We start from the raw sequence: 16,864 nt of genomic DNA, 5'->3' as shown, positions 1-16,864 counted from the left end.
TGTCAAGGGAGTTCGAGGGGCCCCGTGTCGTCCGTTATGGGACCGCGATATGCAGGGACTTTTCTTTTTTCAGCGACCAGAAAGACCTCCACCGCGAGGAATGCACCCGGGTAGACCATTGCCTTATGGACTAGACCAAAGGAGAGGGTGGGGGTATACAGAGGGGATCACGGAGCGTGCGGAGGAACCCACCGCGGTCCCCCACACACGAAGCCGTGCCACGATGTGAGCCGCGGCCGATGGGGTGTCGGTCGCTTCGGCACCGAGGGCCGGGAAGGCAGAGCATGAGCACCGACGTCAGCAGTGCGGAGAACGAGGCCGGGGCGACCGTCCGTACCGCGCGCGTGCCCAAGTACTACCGCTTGAAGAAGCACCTGCTCGACATGACGGAGACACAGGCTCCCGGCACCCCGGTGCCGCCGGAGCGGACACTGGCCGCCGAGTTCGACACCTCGCGCACGACCGTCCGGCAGGCGCTCCAGGAGCTGGTCGTCGAGGGCCGGCTGGAGCGCATCCAGGGCAAGGGCACGTTCGTCGCCAAGCCCAAGGTCTCGCAGGCGCTGCAGCTGACCTCCTACACCGAGGACATGCGGGCCCAGGGCCTGGAGCCCACCTCGCAGCTGCTGGACATCGGCTACATCACCGCCGACGACCGCCTCGCCGGGCTGCTGGACATCGGCGCCGGCGGACGGGTGCTGCGCATCGAGCGGCTGCGCATGGCCAACGGCGAGCCCATGGCCATCGAGACCACCCACCTGTCCGCCAAGCGCTTCCCCGCGCTGCGCAGGTCGCTGGTGAAGTACACGTCCCTCTACACCGCCCTCGCCGAGGTCTACGACGTCCATCTGGCCGAGGCCGAGGAGACCATCGAGACCTCGCTGGCCACCCCGCGCGAGGCCGGCCTGCTCGGCACCGACGTGGGCCTGCCGATGCTGATGCTCTCCCGGCACTCCGTGGACAAGGAGGGCAAGCCGGTCGAGTGGGTGCGGTCGGTCTACCGCGGCGACCGGTACAAGTTCGTCGCGCGCCTGAAACGTCCACAGGATTAGGCACCCTCAGAAAAAGGGCAGAGAACAGGAGTTGCGGAGCCCCGCCTTCGCCCGTCGGCCGGATTTTCCGAGCAGATGTGCGGACGGGGTCTTCCGCAGGGCTTTATCCGTCACCTACATTGCCTGCGCTTGCACAGGTGATCAGCGAGGGGACGGAGCCGCCTGATGTCACAAGCCCCAGAGGATTCCGGAGGGCAGGTGGTGACGCCGGTGCGCGTCGTCATCGCCCTCTGCCTGATCGCGCCCTTCGTGGCGATGCTGTGGGTCGGTTCGTACGCCAAGACGGATCCCGCGTTCATCGGGATCCCCTTCTTCTACTGGTACCAGATGCTGTGGGTGGTCATCGCCACCGCACTCACCGTGGTCGCGCACCAGCTGTGGCGCCGTGATCAGCGCGCCCGGGCCTCGCAGAAGGGTGGTGCCGGCGAGTGAAGGACGGCGTGAACGGCGTAGCGCTCGGCGTCTTCGTCTTCTTCTTCCTGCTGGTGACGGCCATGGGATTCCTGGCCGCACGCTGGCGCAAGGCCGAGAACCAGCACAGCCTCGACGAATGGGGCCTGGGCGGACGGTCCTTCGGCACCTGGGTCACCTGGTTCCTGCTCGGCGGCGACCTGTACACGGCGTACACGTTCGTCGCGGTCCCGGCGGCCATCTACGCGGCGGGCGCGGCCGGCTTCTTCGCGGTGCCCTACACGATCCTCGTCTACCCACTGATCTTCACGTTCCTGCCGCGCCTGTGGTCGGTCTCGCACCGGCACGGCTACGTGACCACCTCCGACTTCGTCCGCGGCCGGTTCGGCTCGAAGGGCCTGTCGCTGGCGGTGGCGCTGACCGGCATCCTCGCGACCATGCCGTACATCGCGCTCCAACTGGTCGGCATCCAGGCGGTGCTGGACGTGATGGGCGTCGGCGGCGGTGAGAACAGCAACTGGTTCGTGAAGGACCTGCCGCTGCTGATCGCCTTCGGCGTGCTGGCCGCGTACACCTACTCGTCGGGGCTGCGCGCACCGGCCCTCATCGCGTTCGTCAAGGACGCCCTGATCTACATCGTCATCGCCGTGGCGATCATCTACATCCCGATCAAGCTGGGCGGCTTCGACGACATCTTCGCCAAGGCGGGCGAGAAGTTCACCGCGGCGGGCAAGGGCGGTCTGCTTCCGGCGCCCGCCGGGCACTGGGGATACGCCACGCTCGCGCTCGGCTCCGCCCTGGCCCTGTTCATGTACCCGCACTCGGTGACGGCGACCCTGTCCTCGCGCAGCCGCGAGGTGATCCGCCGCAACACCACGATCCTCCCGCTCTACTCGCTGATGCTGGGCCTGCTGGCGCTGCTGGGCTTCATGGCGATCGCGGACGGCATCGACGTCGCCAACGGCCAGCTGGCGATCCCGCAGCTCTTCGAGGACATGTTCCCGTCCTGGTTCGCCGGCGTGGCCTTCGCGGCGATCGGCATCGGCGCGCTCGTTCCGGCCGCCATCATGTCGATCGCCGCGGCGAACCTCTTCACCCGCAACGTCTACAAGGACTTCATCAAGCCGGACGCCACGGCCGCGCAGGAGACCCGGGTCTCCAAGATCGTGTCGCTGCTGGTGAAGGTGGGCGCGCTGGTCTTCGTCCTGACCATGGACAAGACGGTCGCCATCAACTTCCAGCTGTTGGGCGGGATCTGGATCCTGCAGACCTTCCCGGCGCTGGTCGGCGGCCTGTTCACCCGGTGGTTCCATCGCTGGGCGCTGCTGGCCGGCTGGGCGGTCGGCATGGTGTACGGCACGGTCGCCGCGTACGGGGTGGCCTCGCCGACGAAGAAGCACTTCGGCGGTTCGTCGAAGGAGATCCCGGGCATCGGGGAGATCGGCTACATCGGCCTGACGGCGTTCGTCCTGAACGTGGCGGTCACGGTGGTCCTGACCTTCGTCCTGAAGGCCCTGAAGGCCCCCGAGGGCGTCGACGAGACCCGGGCGGACGACTACACGGCCGACGCGGGCGACCCGGGCGTCCAGGTGGAGCTCCCACCGGCCACCGCGGAGAGCGCCCACTGAGCCGACCGCACCGCGCGCGGGGAACCGGACAGACCCTGAGAGCCGCGTGAGCCGCGTGAGCCACCAGGACCGATCGCAGCGGGCCGCCGGACAGCACGATGACCGGCGGCCCGCCGTCGTCCACACTCGTCGGCATGGACATCGTGATCCGGGCCGCAGAACCCAGCGAATACGCCGCACTCGGCGACATCACCGCCCAGGCCTACCTCGGCGACGGACTCCTCGACTTCGGCGCGAGCGACGCCTACCTCGGCGCACTGCGCGACGTCGGCAAACGCGCCGCGGCCGCCGAGGTCCTGGTCGCCGTTCAGGGCGAGCGGCTGCTCGGCGGCATCACGTTCGTCCCCGACGGCGGCCCCATGGCCGACATCGCCCGGCCCGGCGAGGCCGAGATCAGGATGCTGGCCGTCGCCCGCGCCGGGCGCGGCCGGGGCGCGGGCGAGGCCCTGGTGCGGGCCTGCATCGACCGGGCCCGCGCCACCGGCGACCGCACGAGGATCGTCCTGTCGACCCAGTCCGCCATGCGCACCGCCCACCGCATCTACGAACGCCTGGGCTTCGTCCGCACCCCGGGCCGGGACTGGAGCCCCCTCCCGGAGGTCCCCGACCTCACGCTGCTCACGTACGAGTTGACGCTCTGAGACGGGAGCAACACAACATCTGGGGGTGACACCACAGCCCAGCACAAGATGTATGCTCATGCTCGCTGTCGCCGCAGGGGAATCCGGTGCGAATCCGGAACTGTCCCGCAACGGTGTACCTGTGCGTGTCCGCGCACGGGAGTCAGTCCGAGGACCTGCCGACAGCGCACCCGGCCGTCCGGCCGGTGTGCTCCGACGTCCGGGCCTCGTGGAATGGGCCGGTGGACGCGACGCCGTGTGCGCTCGTGCTGCCCCCCTTCCCTCGCCGAGGCCCCGTGCCGAGCGAGGGAGAGCCCCACGTGACGATCGCGCCAGCCGAACCGGCTTCAGCCGGCCCGGTGCCCGAGGAGACCGACGGCCCCGGAACCGCCCTGCTGCGGACCCTGACCGAGCTCACCGCCGACCTCCCCGACGCCGACCCCGGCCGGGTGGCCGCCGCGGCCCTGCGCGGCCGGTCGGCGCGGGCCGGCGGGCAGGCCGCCCTCGCGGAGCTGCGCGAACTCGCCACGGAGGCCGCCGCCGGCCTGATCTCCGAGGACCCCGCCTACTCCCGGCTCGCCGCCCGGCTGCTGACCCTCACCATCCGCGACGAGGCCGCCTCGCAGGGCGTGACGACCTTCACCGAGTCGATCGCGACCGGCCACCGCGAGGGGCTCATCGCCGACCGGACCGCGGAGTTCGTACGGCTGCACGCCGAACGGCTGGACGCCCTCGTCGACGGGGACGCCGACGACCGCTTCGGCTACTTCGGCCTGCGCACCCTGCATTCCCGCTACCTGCTCCGACACCCCCTGACCCGCAAGGCCGTCGAGACGCCCCAGCACTTCCTGCTGCGCGTCGCCGCCGGTCTCGCCGAGGACGACACCCCCCGCTCGGTCGACGAGGTCGCGGCGCTCTACAGGCTGATGAGCCGCCTCGACTACCTGCCCTCCTCCCCCACCCTGTTCAACTCCGGCACACGGCACCCGCAGATGTCGTCCTGCTACCTGCTGGACTCCCCGCTCGACGAGTTGGACTCCCTCTACGACCGCTACCACCAGGTGGCGCGGCTGTCGAAGCACGCCGGCGGCATCGGGCTGTCGTACTCCCGCATCCGCTCCCGCGGTTCGCTGATCCGCGGCACGAACGGGCACTCCAACGGCATCGTGCCGTTCCTGAAGACCCTCGACGCCTCGGTCGCCGCCGTCAACCAGGGCGGCCGGCGCAAGGGTGCCGCGGCGGTCTATCTGGAGACCTGGCACTCCGACATCGAGGAGTTCCTGGAGCTGCGGGACAACACCGGCGAGGACGCCCGCCGTACGCACAACCTGAACCTGGCGCACTGGATCCCGGACGAGTTCATGCGCCGGGTCGAGGCCGACCGGCCGTGGTCGCTGTTCTCGCCCGCGGACGTCCCGGAGCTGGTCGACCTGTGGGGCGGGGAGTTCGACGCGGCGTACCGTGCGGCGGAGGCGAAGGGCCTGGCGAGGAAGACCCTGCCCGCCCGCGAGCTGTACGGGCGGATGATGCGCACGCTCGCGCAGACCGGCAACGGCTGGATGACCTTCAAGGACGCCGCCAACCGCACCGCCAACCAGACGGCCGAGCCGGGCCACGTCGTCCACTCCTCCAACCTCTGCACGGAGATCCTCGAGGTCACGGACGACGGCGAGACGGCGGTCTGCAACCTGGGCTCGGTGAACCTGGGCGCCTTCGTGACCGGCACCGGCATCGACTGGGAGCGCCTGGACGAGACGGTCCGCACCGCCGTGACCTTCCTCGACCGGGTCGTGGACATCAACTTCTACCCGACCGAGCAGGCGGGCCGCTCCAACGCCCGGTGGCGCCCGGTGGGCCTGGGCGCGATGGGTCTGCAGGACGTGTTCTTCAAACTGCGCCTGCCCTTCGGCGCCCCCGAGGCCGAGGCGCTGTCCACCCGGATCGCCGAGCGGATCATGCTGGCCGCCTACGAGGCCTCCGCCGACCTCGCCGAGCGCAACGGGCCCCTGCCCGCCTGGGACAGCACCCGGACGGCCCGTGGCGTGCTGCACCCCGACCACTACGGCGTCGAGCCGGCCTGGCCGGAGCGCTGGGCGGCGCTGCGCGAGCGGATCGCCGCCGTCGGCCTGCGCAACGCGCTGCTGCTGGCGATCGCGCCGACCGCGACGATCGCCTCGATCGCGGGGGTCTACGAATGCATCGAGCCGCAGGTGTCCAACCTGTTCAAGCGCGAGACGCTGTCCGGTGAGTTCCTCCAGGTCAACTCCTACCTGGTGGAGGACCTCAAGCGCCTGGGCGTGTGGGACGCCCGCACCCGGGAGGCCCTGCGGGACGCCAACGGCTCGGTGCAGGACTTCGTCTGGATCCCCGAGGAGGTGCGGAAGCTGTACCGCACGGCGTGGGAGATCCCGCAGCGCGGCCTGATCGACATGGCGGCGGCCCGCACCCCGTTCCTGGATCAGGCCCAGTCCCTGAACCTGTTCCTGGAGACGCCGACCATCGGCAAGCTCTCCTCGATGTACGCCTACGCCTGGAAGTCCGGGCTGAAGACGACGTACTACCTGCGCTCGCGCCCTGCGACGCGCATCGCCCGCGCCGCCCGGGCGCAGGCCACCGTGCCCGTGCAGCAGGCCGCCCCCGAAGCGGCCGTCGCCTGCTCCCTGGAGAACCCCGAGTCCTGCGAGGCCTGTCAGTGATGAGCTCCCGAACCCAGAACCTGCTCGACCCCGGTTTCGAGCTGACGCTGCGCCCGATGCGCTACCCGGACTTCTACGAGCGCTACCGGGACGCGATCAAGAACACCTGGACCGTCGAGGAGGTCGACCTCCACTCGGACGTCGCCGACCTGGCCAGGCTGAGCCCCGGGGAGCAGCACCTGATCGGGCGCCTGGTGGCGTTCTTCGCGACGGGCGACTCGATCGTCGCGAACAACCTGGTGCTGACGCTCTACAAGCACATCAACTCCCCGGAGGCGCGCCTGTACCTGTCGCGCCAGCTGTTCGAGGAGGCCGTGCACGTCCAGTTCTATCTGACGCTGCTGGACACCTACCTCCCCGACCCCGAGGAGCGCACCGCGGCCTTCGCGGCGATCGAGAACATCCCGTCGATCCGCGAGAAGGCGCAGTTCTGCTTCCGCTGGATGGACTCGGTGGAGAAGATCGACCGGCTGGAGACCCGGGCCGAACGCCGCCGCTTCCTGCTGAACCTGATCTGCTTCGCCGCGTGCATCGAGGGCCTGTTCTTCTACGGCGCCTTCGCCTACGTCTACTGGTTCCGCAGCCGGGGTCTGCTGCACGGTCTGGCCACCGGGACCAACTGGGTGTTCCGCGACGAGACGATGCACATGTCGTTCGCCTTCGACGTCGTGGACACCGTCCGCAAGGAGGAGCCGGAACTCTTCGACGACGAGCTTCGGCAGCAGGTCACGGACATGCTGAACGAGGCGGTCGAGGCCGAACTCCAGTTCGCGCGCGACCTGTGCGGCGACGGGCTGCCGGGCATGAACACCGCGTCGATGCGGCAGTACCTGGAGTGCGTCGCCGACCAGCGTCTGACGCGGCTCGGTTTCGCGCCGGTCCACGGCTCGGAGAACCCCTTCGCCTTCATGGAACTGCAGGGCGTTCAGGAGCTGACCAACTTCTTCGAGCGGCGCCCGTCGGCGTACCAGGTGGCGGTGGAGGGCACGGTCGACCTCGACGAGGACTTCTGAGCCCCGGTCACGCCCCGCCCGGTCCGGCGGAGCCGGCGGTCGCTCCGGCGCTCGTGGAACGGGTCCACGAGCGCCGGAGCGCCAGGCCCACCGGCGCGTGTGCCGGGGACCGCAGGCGGCCCGGCGCCGCTCACGTCACCGCGGAAGCGCCTCCACCAGCAGGTTGTGCGGGCGCAGCGTGATCCCGACCCGGATGGTGTCGTCGGACCCGGCCACCTGCTCGAAGCGGTACCTCGTCGCCAGCGCCGCCGTGATCAGGCTGAGCAGGGCCATCGAGAAGTGGTCGCTGGGGCACTTGCGATTGCCCACGCCGAAGGGGTGCATGGCGTGTTTCGGCACGTCCTTGACACGCTCCGGAAGCCAGCGGTCCGGGTCGAACTCCAGGTTGTCGGCGTACGACCTGGGGTCGCGCTGGATCGCGAAGGGGCTGTACACGATGTCGGACCCGGCCGGAATGCGATAGCCACCCAGTTCCGTCTCGGTGACCGCCCGCCGCGTCAGAATCCAAACGGCCGGGCGCAGACGCATCGTCTCGACCACGACATTGCCGGTGTGCCTGAGCTTGCGGACGTCCTCGAATGCGACCGACCGACCGCCGGTGACGGATTCGACTTCCGTACGGACTCTGTCCGCGTGTTCCGGATGTTCGGCAAGTGCCTGAAGCAACCACATGATCGTGGAAGCGACGGTTTCGCTACCCGGGGTGAGTATCGCGACGACCTGGTCGTGGATCTCCTGTTCGTCGATGGGGTCGCCGCTTTCGTCCTTTGCTTCCAGCAGCGCCGTCAGCAAATCGTCCGGCTTTTGACCAGATGCCCGCCGTTCGGCGACGATCTCGTCGACGAGGAGATGTAAATCGGCCAGCGCCCGGTTGAATTCACGGTTGGCCGGGAGGGGCAGGTTGTACAGCGGACCGAGCGGGACCACCATCCGGCGGTACATGCCGCGGAAGACGGTGGCGAGGGCGTTGCACAGCCGCTCGGCCCGCTCGTCCATGTAGTCGCCGCGCAGCAGACAGCGCGCCGCGACGCGCACGGCGACACGGAAGGACTCGGAAGTGCAGTCGATGGTCCCGCCGGCGCTCCAGCGCTCGGTGAGCGCGTGCGCCTCCTCCTCCATGATCGGCCCGTAGGCCGGGACGGCGTCCAGCCGGAACGCGGGCTGGATGGTGCGCCGCTGACGCCGGTGCTGCGGCCCGTTGGCCGTGGCCACGCCCTTCTTGCCGAGCAGGCCCTCCAGCGACTCCCACAGCGGCCCGGCGATGTGGTAGTCGGGACTGAGCGCGAGCGCGCCGGTCAGCTCCGGGGTGGTGACGGCGTAGACCGCCTTCGGGCCCAGCTTCAGGCGGACGACGTCGCCGTGGTCGCGCAGCTGGGACATGAAGGCCAGCGGGTCGCGCAGCAGCTGCCCGCCGTGGCCGAGGAGCGGGATCCCTCCGCCCGCGAGGGGCGGTTCGCGCAGATCGGGCGCCTGCGGCTCGGTCGTCTCGGGCGTCGCCTGTTCGACGGTCATTTCCCACCTGCCGCTTCGTTGTTGACGTACGGGGGCGCGGACCGGTCGTCCCAGCTGTCGACCATGTAGCGGCCGGACTCGTGGTGGAACCAGTAGACGGAACTGAACCAGTTCCGCATGTTCGAGACACAAGCCTGCACGGCGACGCTCAGGGCCTTTCCGCGAACCGTACCGTCGGCGAGGCCGTCGGCGAAACGCAACGCGTCCCGTTCGGCCTCCAAGAATTCGGATATTGATTTCTCGACGCGCCGCCGGACTTCATCGACGGCCTGTTCCAACGTCAGCCCCTCATGGGCGATGAGACTGATTCCGAGATTGTGCACCTCGTCGCCCGCTATTTCCTTGGGGAGCGAACACAGGTCGTTGTACCAGGCGGCAAATTCCTGGCTCATCAGAGCCGCACGCCGAAAAGCGGGGTTCTTCCGGACCCGCTCCGGAAGTTCGCAGCCCGCGCTCGGTTCCAGCAGGTCGGTCCAAATCCGGTGCGCGAAGGTGAGCCGGCGCAGTTCCAGGTATTCCTCGACCGTGGGGACGACTCCCCCGATGCGGTTGCGGACCTCCCGGTCGTACGCCTCGATCACCGCGTGGAAGTGCCGTGCGAACCGGGCGTTCCAGTTGCCGGACAGGAACGCGTACAACCGCCCCACGCTGTCCGCCAGTCCCGCGACCAGCGGGTCGTCGTGGTGCCGATGGGCCCGGGGGGAGTCGAGAGCCGCGTGCAGCGTGCGGCGGAGCTCGTCCCAGGCATCGGTGCGGTGATGGACGATGTACCGGTCGTGGCGGTCGTCCCAGACGAAGAACCAGGCGCTGTAGTCGGCGATGGCCTGCAGGACGTCGTCGGGGGCGCCGATGTAGTAGCCCGCCATGAGGTCCGTGTAGCACAAGCCGTCGGCATATTCCTCGACCTTGTCCGCCGGCATGAGCCGTTTTTCCAGCAGCCAGGTCCGGGTCTTCTCCTGGAGCCTCGGCCAATACGGATGGAGTTGCCGGGTAAACGCCGCCTCGATCGCCGGAAGTGCCAGTGACGGCGGCACAGCCACCCGGGTCGGTGCCGCCGTGGCGCCGTATGTGGTGCCGTATGGGAAAGCGTGCACGAACTACCCCTCTCAGCCGCCCGTGGACACACGCCCTCCTGCCGTACCGGGCGTGCGCCGTTGCGTATCCCCGCACTTCCCATTCAGCACCACAACTGACCGCCCTGGGAACGGATTTGCTTCATTCACTACCCCCGGGTGCCGAGAATCTCCCTCTATGTGACTGCTTGTGGATCATCACGTGTGCGCACGGGATCGAACACGCGACGAACAGACGAACGGCCCGCAGCACGGCCCCTGTTCGGCCGAGGGGTTCCCGGAGACAGGTGAACAGGAGCGGTGCGGGCGGGCCTTGAGGGGCCGTGGTGGGCCCGGGGGTTCCTCAGTCGTTGGCGACCACGGGGTAGCGCGGCTCGTTCTCGGCCATCTGCCGCAGCGCGTCCTTGCGTTCGCGCTTGGAGAGCCGGTCGATGTACAGGTAGCCGTACAGGTGATCGGTCTCGTGCTGCAAACACCGCGCGAAGTAGCCGGTGCCGCGGACCTTGATCGGATTGCCCCGTTCGTCCTGCCCGGTCACCTCGGCGTAGTCGGGGCGCGCCAGCGGCATGTAGGCGGTCGGCACGGACAGGCAGCCCTCGTTGCTGTCGTCCAGGCGGCGCAGGTCCGCGGGCAGTTCGACGAGCTTCGGGTTGCAGACCACTCCGGTGTGGCGGACGCCGTTGTCGTCCGGGCAGTCGTAGACGAAGACCTTCAGGTCCACGCCGATCTGGTTGGCGGCCAGCCCCACGCCCTCTGCGGTGTGCTGCGAGGCGAACATGTCGTCGACCAGCTTCAGCAGTTCGTCGTCGAACTCGGTGACGTCCTTGCACTCCTTGTGCAGCACGGGGTTGCCCACCACCGTGATCGGCCGAGAGGTACCGCGCTCGCGGTAGGCCTGCTCGCGCTCCTCGCAGTCCTCCGAGTCGATGACGAAGCCCTCGTCGTCCACGGGGAGCACGCCCGCGTGCTGCTGATCGGTGTCCTGCTGCGCCATGACCGACGTACGCCTTCCTGCAAGCCTGGAAATTTCTGCGAGTACAGCCTAAAGGGGGCGCCGCTCCGGCGGGCGCTCAGCAGACCTCTTCGAGGTCGCGCCAGTCCCGGGACTCCGGGCTGTCGGCGACCCACCCGTCCAGCAGTCCCCGCACGAGCGACGCCGGGGCGGCGACGCCGCACTCCCGCTCCGGCACCCACAGCTGCCCGTCGGTGCGGTGCCCGAGCGGGCCGGGGTGCCCCGGTTCGCTGTGGTCGTGCGGGTCCAGGTGGACGCCGTCGCCCTCGTCCGCCGGCATCCGGGACTCCGAGCACGTCCGGCACAGCAGCCGCACCGACGACGACCAGTCCTCCGCCGCGAACCCGGCGTCCGCGGCCAGCTGCTCCAGCGCGTCCCGGTCGGCCTCGGTGGCCGCCTCGATGAGCACCACCCAGGTCGGGACCGGGGAGGGCGCCCACAGCTCGATCTCGTCGAAGACCGGGTAGGAGTGCCCGGCGGAGGTGGTGCGCTCCCCGTGCGGCACCCCGTCGTGCAGGACGACCTCGCCCCAGCGCCGGCCGGACGACGGCAGCGGGATGGACAGCACCTCGATGCGCGCGGGGTCGAGCCGCCGCCCCCACACCACCTCGGCCTCGCCCTCGGGCGACAGCCGTACGGCCGCGCTGCCCAGGTCCATGCCGACCGGCTCTCCGGCGGCCGCGGCCCCTCCCGGCACGTGCAGCCCGTACGCCTGCCAGGCCCGGCGCGCCAGCGGCCAGTCCTGCAGCGCGGTCGCCGCGATGCCGACGTTCCACCAGTCGGGCGCCCCGGTCTCCCGGTCGAGCAGCGCCACGGCACGCAGACCCGCCGTGCGCGCCTGCTCCCAGTCGTGCCGGAACTTGTGGAGCAGGGCGAGGTTGAACCACGACTCCGACAGCCAGGGCTCCAGATCCGCGGCCCGGGTCAGAAGCGCTCCCGCGTCCTCGTAGCGGCCGTCGCCGATCAGCGTGAACGCGCGGTCGGTGGCCTGCCGCCAGGAGGCGGAGGGCCGGTGCCGTCCCTTGCCGAAGATCCTCACGATTCCCGCCTGCCAGTTCCGGTTCCGGAAAGTGGGCTGGCCTGTGCCCCCGGACACCCTCTCCCTCGCTTCTCCCTCGCATCCAACCACGTACGGTCGGAAGGGCGCTCATTACCCATGGGTTACCCAGCCGCGGGCAGCGTCAGACGGACCGGGCCAGGACCCGGGCCAGTGCCTCCACCACGTCGGGCGCATAGTCGCCCGCCGTGCCGAGCCTCAGTTCCTCCAGTGCGGCCGGCGCCCCGCAGGGTCCGGCTTCCCGCGTCCTCTCCTCGTACGCGTTCACCGCCCTCACGATCCGCGCCGCCACCGGCTGCTCAGCGTAGGGGTCGGCCTGCCGCTCCACCACCGTCGCGACCCGGGGATCGACCCCGGTCCGCCGGACGACGGCGCCACCGAGCAGGGCGATGCGCTGCTGCTCGGCCTGCGGCAGGCCGGCGGTCGCCCCGGCCGGCACCGGATCGACGAGGCTCAGCTGGCCGATGTCGTGCATGAGGGCGGCGTATTCCAGCACGGTCAGCTCCGTCTCGCGCAGACCCAGGTCCCGCCCCACCGCCCGGCTGAGCGCGGCGACGCGGCGGGCGTGCCCGGCGGGGGTGTACCCGGCGATCTCGGTGGCCCGGGCGAGGGAGGCGATGGTCTGCCGGTAGGTCGCACGCACGGCCGCGTACCGGCGGAAGGACAGCTGGGCGAGCAGCAGCGGCAGGCAGAGCACGGGCAGCGCCCACATCCCCGCCACGGCCACCGCGAGCGCCATCACCGCGCCGGTCGCGCAGACGGCCGGGCCGATGCCGGCCAGCGCCCGCAGCTCGTCCCGCAGCTGCGGGCCGAACGGCCACCCGGTGCGGGCGCGGGCGAGAGCCGCCGCCAGGACGGCGTCGCACAGCGCGGTGAGGGCCGTCAGCGTCAGCAGGAGCAGGGCGTAGGCGGGGCCGGCCAGGGTGTCGAGCAGGCCCCGGTCGTACAGCGGCTGGAAGCAGAGGGCGGCGAACGCCGCAGTCAGCACCCGGCGGGCCAGGTGGTCCAGCGTGGGGCTCCGGCCGCACGCGATGTGCGGCACGCTGCCCAGCACGGACGCCGCGGACACGACCGCGACGACCTGAGCGACCCCGTGGTGCGTCGGCCGCCCGGCGTACTCGCCCAGCAGCGCGTACGCGAGCGCCCCGGCGGCTCCGAGCGGCGCGGCCTGACGCAGCCGGGGCCCGCGCCACCGGGTCAGTTCCCCGAGCAGCACGAGCAGGCCGAAGGCCAGGGCGACGGACGGCTCGGCCGGCCCGCTGCGCAGGGTGCCGGCCAGGCAGCCGGCGACGAGCAGCCCCGCCGAGGCCCTGACGAGGACGAGCAGTGGGGGCAACCGACGGGGGGCGCCCTCGTGCCGAGGGCTCATCGGCCCCCTCCGGGGCCGGGCATCGCGTCGGGACCTGCGGGGCCGGTGAGCGGGCCGGCGGGCTCCGGGCCGGCGGGTGTCGTGGGCGGGGGTGCGGTACCGGCGGCGGGGGTGCGGGGACGGGGCGGGTGGGGCTCGTCGGAGGTGACGGCCGGGTGCCAGCCGTGCCGGCCCAGGGCGCGGACCAGGGCGTCCACCATCCGCGGGTCGAACTGCGCGCCCGCGCACCGCCTCAGCTCCTCCAGCGCGGCGGACACCGGGCGGGCCCGCCGGTAGGAGCGGGTGGAGGTCATCGCGTCGAACGCGTCGGCGACGGCGACCACCCGGGCGGGTTCCGGGATCTGCGGGCCGGCCAGGCCGTAGGGGTAACCCCTGCCGTCGAGGCGCTCGTGGTGGTGCAGGATCGCCGACCGGGCCTCGCCGAGGAAGGAGATGCCGCGCACGATCTCGTGCCCGTACTCCGGGTGCAGTTCGATCACGCGCCGCTCCTCGGGCGTGAGCGGACCGTCCTTGCGCAGCAGCCGGGTGGGGACGCCGAGCTTGCCCACGTCGTGCAGGACGCCGGCGAAGCGGAGCACCTCCACCCGCTGGGCGTCCAGGCCGAGCTCCCGCGCGATCATCACCGACGCCCGTCCGACGCGCTCGCTGTGCCCGCGCGTGTAGCCGTCCTTGAGGTCGACCGCCTGCACCAGCGCCCGGATCGTCTCCTGATGGGCGGTGCGCTCCCGGTGGGCCTGGGCGAACACCCACCCCGACACGTACATCGGCAGCAGCACCAGCAGCGCGGCGACGGGCCCGTGCCGACTGCTCCACAGCACGGCCGTCATCAGCCCCGCCAGCCCGTGCACCGCGACCGGCGCGGGAAAGCTCGGGAACACCGTGCGCCAGGTCCGCCGCAGGGGCGTGTGCTGCGCGAGCGCGAGGACGGCCGCGTCGAGCGTGGCGAGGACGAGGCAGAACGCCAGCACGGCCGCCCCGGCCGGGACGAGCACCGCGGGGAAGTCGGCGGCCGTGACGGCGGCCCGCCCGCCGAGCGCCCCGTGCACGCGGGCGGCGGCCCACAGAGCGACGACGAGCTGCGCGCCCCGCCACACGCGCCGCAGCGGCGTGACCCGCCCTGCACCGGGGGACAGCAGCGCCCCCGGCACCGCGACGAGGGCCGCAGCGGGTGGGGGCAGCAGGAAGGCACCGGCCAGGAGCACGGGGTAGAACGTTCCGGCGAGGTGCCGCCGGGCGGTGCGCTCGCCCGCGGCGTACAGCACCGCCAGCAGCGCCACCGTCTCTCCGGCACCCCGGGCGGACGGCAGCGGCAGCAGGAGCACGGACGCGCACGCGGCAATGCAGGCGACGTAGGCGCGCACCCGCGGTGGAACCGTCTCCACGCGCCCCTCCCCCCTGACCACGGCGTACCGGAATCGGGAGCCTAGGGCGGTGAGGGGGAGGACCGCGGGTGGATGACCCACGGATTAGCACGTTCGGGTGACAGCGGTCCGCTCGGGACCGTCAGGACTCCTGCGGCGCGGCCGGTGTCGCCCCACCGGCCGTCACGTCGTGCTCGGGGACGGCCTGCCCGGAGCGGATCAGGTCGATCCGGCCCATGACCTTGGCCCGCAGGTCGGTGGGCACGTCGTCATGTCCGCAGCACCGCTTGACCAGCTTCTTCACGGCCTGCTCCAAGCCGTACTTCTCCAAGCACGGCGAGCACTCCCTGAAGTGCTGCTGGAACTTGTCGCGATCGACGTCCGGCATCTCACTGTCGAGGAACTCGTACAGATGATCGAGTACCTCACTGCAGTCCGTCTCGTGCGGCTCTCCGCAGCTCATGAGCCCGAGCCTTTCGCTTCGTTCGACTCTCCGGCACCGGCCGGGACGAGTCCGCGCTCGCGCGCGTAGTCCTCCAGCATGCCGCGCAGTTGACGGCGGCCCCGGTGCAGCCGGGACATCACCGTACCGATGGGTGTCCCCATGATGTCGGCGATCTCCTTGTACGCAAAGCCCTCGACGTCCGCGAGATAGACGGCGATGCGGAACTCCTCGGGGATCGCCTGGAGCGCTTCCTTGACGTCCGAGTCGGGCAGGTGGTCCAGCGCCTGCGACTCGGCGGAGCGCAGCCCCGTCGACATGTGCGACTCGGCCCGGGCCAGCTGCCAGTCCTCGATCTCCTCGGCCGCGCTGCGCTGCGGTTCACGCTGCTTCTTGCGGTACGAGTTGATGAAGGTGTTGGTCAGGATCCGGTAGAGCCAGGCCTTGAGGTTGGTGCCCTCGCGGAACTGGTGGAAGGACGCGTACGCCTTGGCGTACGTCTCCTGCACCAGGTCCTCGGCGTCGGCCGGGTTGCGCGTCATGCGCAGGGCCGCCGAGTACATCTGGTCGAGGAACTCGAGCGCGTCCCGTTCGAAACGGGCACTGCGCTCCGCCGTCGTCTCCGCATCCGCGTCCGTGCGCGTGCCCGGGCCCTCGGGCAGCTCCGCCTGTCCGTTGTCGGTCCCTGCGTCGGTACCGGTGACCGGACCCACCTCCTCAAGTGTCGTCGTGAGACCGAAACCGGTCCCAGGACCGGTCCCACTCGAATCGGAGGATAGACGACGATCCGGTCCGCCCGCCGCTCGAACAGGAGCGGTCGTGGCCGCGTGCAGCACCGTCCAGTCCAGGTCGGACCGGCTGCTGCGACTCGGGCAGTAGATCGAACCCATGCGGCGGACTTCCTCTCCCACGACGTCGGCGCTGGTGCCCCAGCACTTCTGTCCGCCACAACAGTGGACGGGTGCCCGGCATTCCCGGCCCTCACCCGAGTGAGCCGGCCCACTCCGCCACGGCGCCGGTAAGGGCCTCCAGGGCCTGCTCCTGTGTGGTCTCCGCGCGCCGGGGCACCGCGAAGCCGTGGTCCGCGTGGGGCACCTCGACGAGTTCGTACCCACCTTCGGGAAACTCCTCCGGCCGGCCGAAGGGGTCCCGCCCGCCCTGGACGACGAGCGTCGGCACCCCCGCACCGAGCAGTTCCCCGGCCCGCGACTTCTCCGGCCGGCCGGGGGGATGCAGCGGGAAGCTCAGGGCGAGCACGGCGTGCGCGCCGAGTTCGGCGGCGGTCCGGCAGGCGACCCGCGCCCCGGCGCTCCGCCCGCCGGAGATCACCGGCCTGCCGGGGGCGGTGAGCGCGGGCCAGACGCCCCGCCAGCCGGTGTCCAGGGTCTTCGGCGCGGGTGCCACCTTCCTGCCGGCCACCCGCCAGGGCTGCTCCACGAGGGCGACGCTCACGCCGTGCTCCGGGAGCACCCGGGCGAGAGCCTGCAGGTCGCGGGCCTCGATGCCGCCGCCCGCCCCGTGGCTCACGGCGAGGACCAGGCGCGGTCGCCCCGCCGGGTGCCAGGTGACGCGGGCGGGGCCGGCGGCCGTCTCGACGGTCTCGGTGTGCTGGGTGTTCACG

At 71.0% G+C, this 16,864-nt stretch carries 14 protein-coding genes, 1 pseudogene and 1 riboswitch; of the genes and pseudogenes, 6 read left to right on the top strand and 9 right to left on the bottom strand.

The window, feature by feature from the left end:
- Window positions 1-284: 284 nt before the first annotated feature.
- The 6 genes from JS756_RS28380 to JS756_RS28355 all read left to right on the top strand — a co-directional run bounded on the left by JS756_RS28380 (window position 285) and on the right by JS756_RS28355 (window position 7,417).
- A complete protein-coding gene (locus JS756_RS28380) occupies window positions 285-1,049 on the top strand; it encodes a GntR family transcriptional regulator (protein WP_205386093.1) in 765 nt (254 codons plus the stop codon).
- 165 nt (window positions 1,050-1,214) lie between these two features.
- Complete coding sequence (locus JS756_RS28375) at window positions 1,215-1,481, top strand: DUF3311 domain-containing protein (RefSeq protein ID WP_205386092.1); 267 nt, start codon at window positions 1,215-1,217, stop codon at window positions 1,479-1,481.
- On the top strand, window positions 1,478-3,088 hold the full coding sequence (gene mctP, locus JS756_RS28370) for a monocarboxylate uptake permease MctP (protein ID WP_205386091.1): 1,611 nt from the start codon (window positions 1,478-1,480) through the stop codon (window positions 3,086-3,088). The genes JS756_RS28375 and mctP overlap by 4 nt, the downstream gene beginning before the upstream one ends.
- Before the next feature lie 134 nt (window positions 3,089-3,222).
- Window positions 3,223-3,729, top strand: coding sequence for a GNAT family N-acetyltransferase (locus JS756_RS28365; protein ID WP_205386090.1), 507 nt, complete (start codon window positions 3,223-3,225; stop codon window positions 3,727-3,729).
- A 52-nt stretch (window positions 3,730-3,781) separates the two neighbouring features.
- Window positions 3,782-3,906, top strand: a riboswitch (cobalamin riboswitch).
- A 122-nt stretch (window positions 3,907-4,028) separates the two neighbouring features.
- Window positions 4,029-6,404, top strand: coding sequence for a ribonucleoside-diphosphate reductase subunit alpha (locus JS756_RS28360; RefSeq protein WP_205386089.1), 2,376 nt, complete (start codon window positions 4,029-4,031; stop codon window positions 6,402-6,404).
- A complete protein-coding gene (locus JS756_RS28355; protein ID WP_205386088.1) occupies window positions 6,404-7,417 on the top strand; it encodes a ribonucleotide-diphosphate reductase subunit beta in 1,014 nt (337 codons plus the stop codon). The genes JS756_RS28360 and JS756_RS28355 overlap by 1 nt, the downstream gene beginning before the upstream one ends.
- A 135-nt stretch (window positions 7,418-7,552) precedes the next feature.
- Here the strand turns inward: JS756_RS28355 and JS756_RS28350 are convergent, their stop codons facing one another.
- The 9 genes and pseudogenes from JS756_RS28350 to JS756_RS28310 all read right to left on the bottom strand — a co-directional run bounded on the left by JS756_RS28350 (window position 7,553) and on the right by JS756_RS28310 (window position 16,863).
- Window positions 7,553-8,929: a bifunctional albaflavenone monooxygenase/terpene synthase gene (locus JS756_RS28350; RefSeq protein WP_205386087.1), complete on the bottom strand. Its 1,377-nt coding sequence runs from the start codon at window positions 8,927-8,929 to the stop codon at window positions 7,553-7,555.
- Window positions 8,926-10,023 carry an epi-isozizaene synthase gene (gene cyc1, locus JS756_RS28345; RefSeq protein WP_205386086.1) on the bottom strand — a complete coding sequence of 366 codons (1,098 nt, stop codon included), beginning with the start codon at window positions 10,021-10,023 and terminating at the stop codon, window positions 8,926-8,928. Before cyc1 ends, JS756_RS28350 begins: the two co-directional genes overlap by 4 nt.
- A gap of 322 nt (window positions 10,024-10,345) precedes the next feature.
- Window positions 10,346-10,996, bottom strand: coding sequence for a peptide deformylase (gene def / locus JS756_RS28340; protein WP_205386084.1), 651 nt, complete (start codon window positions 10,994-10,996; stop codon window positions 10,346-10,348).
- A 76-nt stretch (window positions 10,997-11,072) separates the two neighbouring features.
- Window positions 11,073-12,053 carry a tetratricopeptide repeat protein gene (locus JS756_RS28335; protein WP_205386083.1) on the bottom strand — a complete coding sequence of 327 codons (981 nt, stop codon included), beginning with the start codon at window positions 12,051-12,053 and terminating at the stop codon, window positions 11,073-11,075.
- 122 nt (window positions 12,054-12,175) lie between these two features.
- A pseudogene (locus tag JS756_RS28330) lies at window positions 12,176-13,440 on the bottom strand (HD-GYP domain-containing protein).
- A complete protein-coding gene (locus JS756_RS28325; protein WP_205386081.1) occupies window positions 13,437-14,822 on the bottom strand; it encodes an HD-GYP domain-containing protein in 1,386 nt (461 codons plus the stop codon). Before JS756_RS28325 ends, JS756_RS28330 begins: the two are co-directional and overlap by 4 nt.
- Window positions 14,823-14,943: 121 nt before the next feature.
- On the bottom strand, window positions 14,944-15,264 hold the full coding sequence (gene rsrA / locus JS756_RS28320; RefSeq protein ID WP_205386080.1) for a mycothiol system anti-sigma-R factor: 321 nt from the start codon (window positions 15,262-15,264) through the stop codon (window positions 14,944-14,946).
- Entirely contained in the window at window positions 15,261-15,956 is a 696-nt protein-coding gene (gene sigR, locus JS756_RS28315; protein WP_205386079.1) for an RNA polymerase sigma factor SigR, read from the bottom strand. Before sigR ends, rsrA begins: the two co-directional genes overlap by 4 nt.
- A 268-nt stretch (window positions 15,957-16,224) precedes the next feature.
- Complete coding sequence (locus JS756_RS28310) at window positions 16,225-16,863, bottom strand: alpha/beta hydrolase family protein (RefSeq protein ID WP_205386078.1); 639 nt, start codon at window positions 16,861-16,863, stop codon at window positions 16,225-16,227.
- Window position 16,864 lies beyond the last annotated feature (1 nt).

Source organism: Streptomyces actuosus (genome assembly GCF_016921115.1).
GTDB lineage: Bacteria > Actinomycetota > Actinomycetes > Streptomycetales > Streptomycetaceae > Streptomyces > Streptomyces actuosus_A.
The sequence above is the reverse complement of the archived record's forward strand: the minus strand, read 5'-3'. Positions and strand labels throughout refer to the sequence as shown.

Coding starts and splice junctions, on each gene's coding strand:
- JS756_RS28380 (WP_205386093.1), top strand. CDS start 285: ATGAGCACCGACGTCAGCAGTGCGGAGAACGAGGCCGGGGCGACCGTC.
- JS756_RS28375 (WP_205386092.1), top strand. CDS start 1,215: ATGTCACAAGCCCCAGAGGATTCCGGAGGGCAGGTGGTGACGCCGGTG.
- JS756_RS28365 (WP_205386090.1), top strand. CDS start 3,223: ATGGACATCGTGATCCGGGCCGCAGAACCCAGCGAATACGCCGCACTC.
- JS756_RS28355 (WP_205386088.1), top strand. CDS start 6,404: ATGAGCTCCCGAACCCAGAACCTGCTCGACCCCGGTTTCGAGCTGACG.
- JS756_RS28350 (WP_205386087.1), bottom strand. CDS start 8,929: ATGACCGTCGAACAGGCGACGCCCGAGACGACCGAGCCGCAGGCGCCC.
- def (WP_205386084.1), bottom strand. CDS start 10,996: ATGGCGCAGCAGGACACCGATCAGCAGCACGCGGGCGTGCTCCCCGTG.
- rsrA (WP_205386080.1), bottom strand. CDS start 15,264: ATGAGCTGCGGAGAGCCGCACGAGACGGACTGCAGTGAGGTACTCGAT.